Below are 6,450 nucleotides of genomic sequence, written 5' to 3' on the forward strand. Positions count from 1 at the left end.
GTCTGTCAGTTCTACCTGTGGAGATTAACCTTGCGTAAGTGAGACTGTGCGAGAACGGCGCAAAGGGTGTCGTTCGGGGCCAGCATGCGTTTCCACAAAGCGGAGTCGGCGTTTTTTGTATTCATTTCGCTCGTTCTCGGAGCGGGGGGACTGCTTGCCTATGCCTATTGGCTGCTGCGCTCGGGTATCACCACTTTTCCTGTCCCTCAGGATCTCGGAAGTTTCATCCAGCTTCTGTTCATTACGGGTGTGCTGCTCGCCACGGCCACTATCTTCGGCATGTTCTTCATTTACCCGCTGATCCGCACCCAGGTGCAGGAGGAGGGGAAGCTGCGGGCGATGACGGAGACGTTGAGTGCACGATCCGAATCCCTCCAGCATGCCGCGCTAACCGACAGCCTCACGGGAATGCAGAACCGCCGTTTCTTCGATGATGCACTGCGTGAGTATCTGCAGGAATTCCGCCGCATCGAAAAGCCGGTCGGCCTGATGGTGCTCGATCTCGATCACTTCAAGCAGGTCAACGACACACATGGTCACGATGTGGGCGATGAGGTGCTTCGCGCGGTGGCGCGGTGCCTTAAGGACCTGACTCGCTATCACGATGTGGTGGCGCGCATGGGGGGCGAGGAATTTGCCATCGTTGCTCCAAACATGAACAATCAATCGCTGGTGAAGCTGGCTGAACGCATTCGCCGAGCGGTCGACGCGTTGACGATCGAGTCATCGAACGTGAACATCCGCGTCACCATCAGTGTCGGGCTGTCGATCTGGAACGGTCGCGAATCGGCTGAAGAGTTCTATCGCCGTGCCGACAAGATGCTCTACGAGGCCAAACGTCTGGGACGCAACCGCGTCTGCGCCTGACCGGCAACCGCTCTTTTCTTCAACGGGTTTCGGGGTGCCAGTTTCACGTGGCCTGCGCCTGCGTGCGCCTATGCCAACCGTAGCGATATGAGCTCACAGATATGAGCTCTCTGGCCGGCGTTCGGAATGGAGAGGGGGGGCGCCCGTCAGCGGGTTCCGAATTTGCCCCGCGGTTGGGGTGTCACGCCTGTATAGCGGCTGCTGCCGGGAGCCTCATGGGACACAGGTGCGGAAGGGGCCGGTCGCAAATGCGTCGTGGTTTCGGACGGCTCCGGGGCATACCCCCGGTCGCCAGCCTGCATCCCGGCGGGAACAGGAGCGCCGATGTTGGGCGCTGTCTCCACCTGTGTGCGCATCGAGCGTCCGGTATCGCGCAGGCGACTGACGATTGAGGCCAGGTCCACCGCCCGGTCGATTTCCTCGGGGTTCGAGACCTTCTGCTTTTCGGTGTCCCGGACGCCCGGCAGAGCGTGAGGCGGCAGGGCTTCGAACTTCATGCGCATGGTGGTCGCCACACCTTCGCCAAATGCAATGGCCTCGCGCCGGCCCATGGCAGACAGGAAGGAGAGCATGGAGGCGGACGAATCCGCAATTGCCGAGCGGATGATCGCCTGGTCCTGATCGTTGGCAAGCCGCATGGCGAACACCGTCGAGCACTGTGAGAGCACCGTCGGGTCAAGCTCGCCGGGGCGCTGGGTTATCACACCGAGATAGCAGCCATATTTACGACCCTCCTTGGCGATGCGCGCCAGCGCATGCCGGGTGGGCGCAAAGCCGAGCCGTGGGTCGGCCGGCATGTAGCGGTGAGCCTCTTCGCAGACGACCAGAAGATTGAGCTTGCCCTCGCTCCATAGAGCAAGGTCAAAGGCGAGACGTGCCATGACCGAACAAACGGAGTTTACCACCTCCGGCGGCATGCCGGCCATCTCGAAACAGGTCACCGTCTTGCCATGGCTGGGAACACGGAAGAGCCTGCCGATCGTTTCGTGGATCGTATCCTCGATGACCCGCGCCGCAAACATGAAGCGGTAGCGGGGATCGCTGATGGCCGCTTCGATGCGCACCTTGAGGCTGCGGTAGAGCGGTCGCTCCACCTTGTTTTCGAGCAGGCCGATCCGTTCGTCAATCTCCTTGAGGACGTCGGCCATCCTATAGGGAACAGGTGTATCGGCTGTCAGGCCACCGCCATCATTGTTGCGTCGCAGAGCAGCCGCGCTGCCCGGGTTGCGGTAGTGATGCTTTGCATTGGGAATGAGGTCGCGGAGAAGTTCCACCTCTTCGGCGACGGGTTCGCGGCCCCGGAACAGAACCTCGACCAATTCTTCGAGGCGAAACAGCCAGAACGGAAGGTCAAGCGTGTTCGTGTCGACCCGAACGGCGTGTTCGGGCAGGGCAGACGCAAATTCGTTGTGCGGATCGAGGATCAGCACGCGCAGATCAGGCCGGGAGGCAATGGTCTTGCGCAGCAGAAGCGAGACGGCGGAGGATTTGCCAACGCCCGTTGTGCCAACCACCGCGAAGTGGCGGTTGAGCGTGTCGTCAACGGCGATGCAGGCGTCAATGGCTTCATCCTGCGACAGCTTGCCAATGACCGCCTGCTGGCGCCCGGCAAGATCGTAGACCGCCTGCAGGTCGCGTGAGCGGATGCGATGGGCGGGCGCGCCAATATGCGGGTATTCGGTGATGCCCCGATCGAAAACCGGTTCGGCGCCGCGGTCGCGGACTTCGCCGACCAGTTCGACGGAGATTGCTATGGGGTTGGCCTCGCCGTCGCGCCAGCGGTGTTGGGGTCGTTCGACGGCATAGACGAGGCCGACGGTGCGGGTCGCGCCCATGTTGATGGAAATCATCTTGCCGACGGTCCAGTGGTTTGACTGGCCGGGCTCGTCGATCTCGGTATCGGCGGCAATGGTGGCGCGGGCGCCATCGCAGTGAACCACATGGCCGAGCAGGCGCCTGCGCGGCTGATCGGCTGCGCGTCGTTCCTGCGACGTGGTTTCACCCTGCGTTGTTCCACCTTCCACAAACATCATGCCACCCCGTTATCCCTAATCCCCAACCATAGCCGTACAAGGTTAAGACCCTGTGTTTGCGGATGGTTGAGGCGGGGTAAACAGGACCGTTCAACTGGTCTGCTCAAGCCGGTTGACGGGGCGGCCAAGCAACCTTATTGTGCGCAGCCATGATGACAGGAAACATTCTTATCGTAGGAAGGCGCATGGGCAAGGCGGCGTAGCCGTCTGGCGAAAGCTCCCATGCGCGAAACACAGGCTCCTTCGGGGGCCTTTTTTATTGGCCCGGTGTTTCCTTGGGGGCAGCGGGCGGCTAAACCAACTTCGCCGGTTGACAGAATGGGCCGGCAGACAGAACGGAAAGACCAAGATGAACAAGGCAGTGTCGGAGCCAGCAGCGGATGCATCCGCCCATCACGAGATGACGGGGGCTGAAATCGTCGTGCAGGCGCTCAGGGATAACGGGGTCGAGAATATTTTCGGGTATCCGGGCGGCGCGGTGCTTCCCATCTATGATGAGCTCTTCCAGCAGGAAGAGGTCCGGCACATTCTCGTGCGTCATGAGCAGGGGGCAGGTCACGCGGCTGAAGGCTATGCGCGCGCCACCGGCAAGGCCGGCGTCATGCTGGTGACCTCGGGGCCGGGCGCCACCAATGCTGTGACGCCGCTGCAGGACGCCTGATGGATTCCATTCCGCTTGTCTGCATCAGCGGCCAGGTGCCGACCGCTCTGATCGGTTCCGATGCTTTCCAGGAGTGCGACACGGTCGGCATCACCCGCCCGTGCACCAAGCACAACTGGCTGGTGAAGGACGTGAACCAGCTTGCGGCGATCATCCACGAGGCCTTTCATGTGGCGACCACGGGGCGTCCCGGTCCTGTCGTTGTGGACATTCCCAAGGACATCCAGTTCGCCAAGGGGACATACACGCCGCCGCAGACGGCGCCACGCACCAGCTATAGCCCGCAGGAGCAGGGCGACATCAACCAGATCAAGGCGGCGATCGAACTGATGGCACATGCCAAAAAGCCGGTGATCTATTCGGGTGGCGGCGTGATCAATGCCGGCCCCGAGGCGAGCCATCTCCTGCGCGAACTGGTGGAACTGACCGGCTTTCCGATCACCTCGACGCTGATGGGGCTGGGTGCCTATCCGGCTTCCGGCGACAACTGGCTCGGGATGCTGGGCATGCACGGCACCTATGAACCAATATGGCGATGCATGATTGCGACGTGATGCTGTGTATCGGCGCGCGTTTCGACGACCGCATCACCGGACGCCTCGACGCTTTCTCTCCCAACTCACGCAAGATTCACATCGACATCGACCCGTCCTCAATCAACAAGAATGTCCGCGTCGACGTGCCGATCATCGGTGACGCCGGCCGGATTCTCGAGGATCTCGTGCGCCTGTGGCGTGCGACGGCCAAGGCCGACAAGGCCGCGCTCAAGCCATGGTGGACGCAGATCGATATCTGGCGGGCACGCGATTCTCTGGCCTACAGGCCGAACGAGGATGTGATCATGCCGCAATACGCGATCCAGCGGCTCTACGAACTGACCAGGGATCGGGACGTCTATGTCACGACCGAAGTCGGTCAGCACCAGATGTGGGCCGCCCAACATTTCGGCTTCGAAGCGCCCAATCACTGGATGACGTCGGGTGGCCTGGGCACGATGGGGTATGGTCTCCCGGCGGCGCTGGGCGTTCAGATCGCGCATCCCGATGCGCTGGTGATCGATATTGCCGGCGATGCCTCGGTGCAGATGACCATTCAGGAGATGAGTGCGGCGGTCCAGCACAACGCGCCGATCAAGATCTTCATCCTGAACAATCAGTATATGGGTATGGTGCGTCAGTGGCAGCAGCTTCTGCACGGCAACCGCCTGTCGCACTCCTATACCGAGGCGATGCCCGATTTCGTCAAGCTGGCTGAGGCCTATGGCTGCCACGGCATCATGTGCGACAAGCCGGCGGCGCTGGACGATGCCATCCGCGAGATGATCGAGGTGAACAAGCCGGTGATCTTCGACTGCCGCGTTGCGGCACTCGCCAACTGCTTCCCGATGATCCCGTCCGGCAAGGCGCACAACGAGATGCTGCTTCCCGACGAGGCCAGCGACGAGGCGGTCGCCAACGCGATCGACGAAAAGGGCCGGCAACTGGTCTGACGGGGCCGGAGCGCCTTGTCAGGTCGGCAAGGTGCTTTGTTTTCAGTCAGTTACAAGATGGTTTTGCAAAAGAGATTCATGCAATGAACGCGCAGCTACAACCCACCGGCTCTGCCTATTTCATTACCAAGGAGACCGAAGCCGCCGAAACGCACACGCTGGCGGTTCTGGTAGACAACGAACCGGGCGTTCTTGCCCGCGTCATCGGCCTGTTTTCCGGCCGGGGCTACAACATCGACAGCCTGACCGTTTCGGAGACGGAGCACGAGCGGCATCTCTCGCGCATCACCATCGTGACGCGCGGTACGGGCCACGTTCTCGAACAGATCAAGCATCAGCTTGAGCGTATCGTGCCCGTTCACCGGGTGATCGATCTTTCAGTCGTCGCCGACGAGCGTGGCCATGATCGCCCGATGGAACGCGAACTCGCGCTGGTGAAGGTGAGGGGACAGGGCGACGACCGCGTAGAGGCGCTCCGTCTGGCCGATGCTTTCCGCGCGCAGGTGATCGACGCCAATACGGAGCACTTCATTTTCGAGATCACGGGGCGCGTTTCCAAGATCGAGCAGTTCATCGCCATCATGAAGCCGCTTGGCCTTGTCGAGGTCTGCCGTACCGGCGTTGCAGCGATGAACCGCGGGCCGGAGGGCATGTAGAGGCCTCCCGGCAGCGGAAGGGACAATTTTTCGGCGTAGGGTGACAAGTTTCAAATGGCCTGCGCCGGAAACCGGGTCAATAATACTGACATTCAAACCCTCTGTCGGATTCCTGCCTGGGAGCAAACGGATGTCGCCCGACGTCTTCCTTGCCTTGCTGATTTTTTCTTTCGTTTCCTCGGTCACGCCGGGGCCCAACAATTTCATGCTGCTGGCTTCCGGCGTAAATTTCGGCTTTCGGCGCACCATTCCGCACATGTTTGGAATTGCAGGGGGATTTGCCTCGCTGCTTCTGGCTGTTGGCTTCGGCCTCGGCGCGGTGCTTACGGCCATGCCGGCTCTTCATGTGGTGCTGAAAGTCGCCGGGGGGGCTTACCTGCTCTATCTTGCGTGGCGCATCGCCATGTCGCGGGCCCTCAGTCAGGGGGGCGACAGCAAGTCCCAGCCGATGACGTTTCTGGAAGCTGCCGCCTTTCAGTGGGTCAACCCGAAGGCCTGGGTTATGGCGTTGACCGCGATGGCGGTCTACACGGATCCGGCTGCACCATTTCTCACGGTTCTTCTGGTGGCGCTCGCCTTTGTCGTCGTCAATTTTCCAAGCGTTTCCGTCTGGGCCGGCTTTGGGGTCGCGCTGCGCGGTTTTCTGGCCGATCCCGTCCGCCTCAAATGGTTCAACATCGCCATGGGTGTGGCACTGGCCGCAACGCTTTGGCCAATGCTGCGCTAGGGTCAGGACCCATTAAC

4 protein-coding genes and 1 pseudogene are annotated in these 6,450 nt (G+C 61.3%); 4 read left to right on the forward strand and 1 reads right to left on the reverse strand.

Going from position 1 to position 6,450, the window contains the following annotated elements:
- The first annotated feature begins 84 nt into the window (after nucleotides 1-84).
- A complete protein-coding gene (locus JCM21793_RS10575) occupies nucleotides 85-867 on the forward strand; it encodes a GGDEF domain-containing protein (protein WP_025030332.1) in 783 nt (260 codons plus the stop codon).
- A 146-nt stretch (nucleotides 868-1,013) separates the two neighbouring features.
- On the opposite strand, the gene JCM21793_RS10580 is transcribed toward JCM21793_RS10575, so the two are convergent.
- On the reverse strand, nucleotides 1,014-2,897 hold the full coding sequence (locus tag JCM21793_RS10580) for an ATP-binding protein (RefSeq protein ID WP_025030333.1): 1,884 nt from the start codon (nucleotides 2,895-2,897) through the stop codon (nucleotides 1,014-1,016).
- A 403-nt stretch (nucleotides 2,898-3,300) separates the two neighbouring features.
- Here JCM21793_RS10580 and JCM21793_RS31465 point away from each other — a divergent pair.
- The 3 genes and pseudogenes from JCM21793_RS31465 (at nucleotide 3,301) to JCM21793_RS10595 (ending at nucleotide 6,433) form a co-directional block, all read left to right on the forward strand.
- Nucleotides 3,301-5,050, forward strand: a pseudogene (locus JCM21793_RS31465) (acetolactate synthase 3 large subunit).
- A gap of 83 nt (nucleotides 5,051-5,133) precedes the next feature.
- The gene (gene ilvN, locus JCM21793_RS10590) at nucleotides 5,134-5,706 is read left to right on the forward strand and encodes an acetolactate synthase small subunit (protein ID WP_007007756.1); all 573 of its coding nucleotides are present in this window, start codon (nucleotides 5,134-5,136) and stop codon (nucleotides 5,704-5,706) included.
- A gap of 130 nt (nucleotides 5,707-5,836) precedes the next feature.
- The gene (locus JCM21793_RS10595; RefSeq protein ID WP_007007757.1) at nucleotides 5,837-6,433 is read left to right on the forward strand and encodes a LysE family translocator; all 597 of its coding nucleotides are present in this window, start codon (nucleotides 5,837-5,839) and stop codon (nucleotides 6,431-6,433) included.
- The last annotated feature ends 17 nt before the right edge of the window (nucleotides 6,434-6,450 follow it).

It is taken from the genome of Nitratireductor aquibiodomus NL21 = JCM 21793, from assembly GCF_000615975.1.
Taxonomy (GTDB): Bacteria; Pseudomonadota; Alphaproteobacteria; order Rhizobiales; family Rhizobiaceae; genus Nitratireductor; species Nitratireductor aquibiodomus.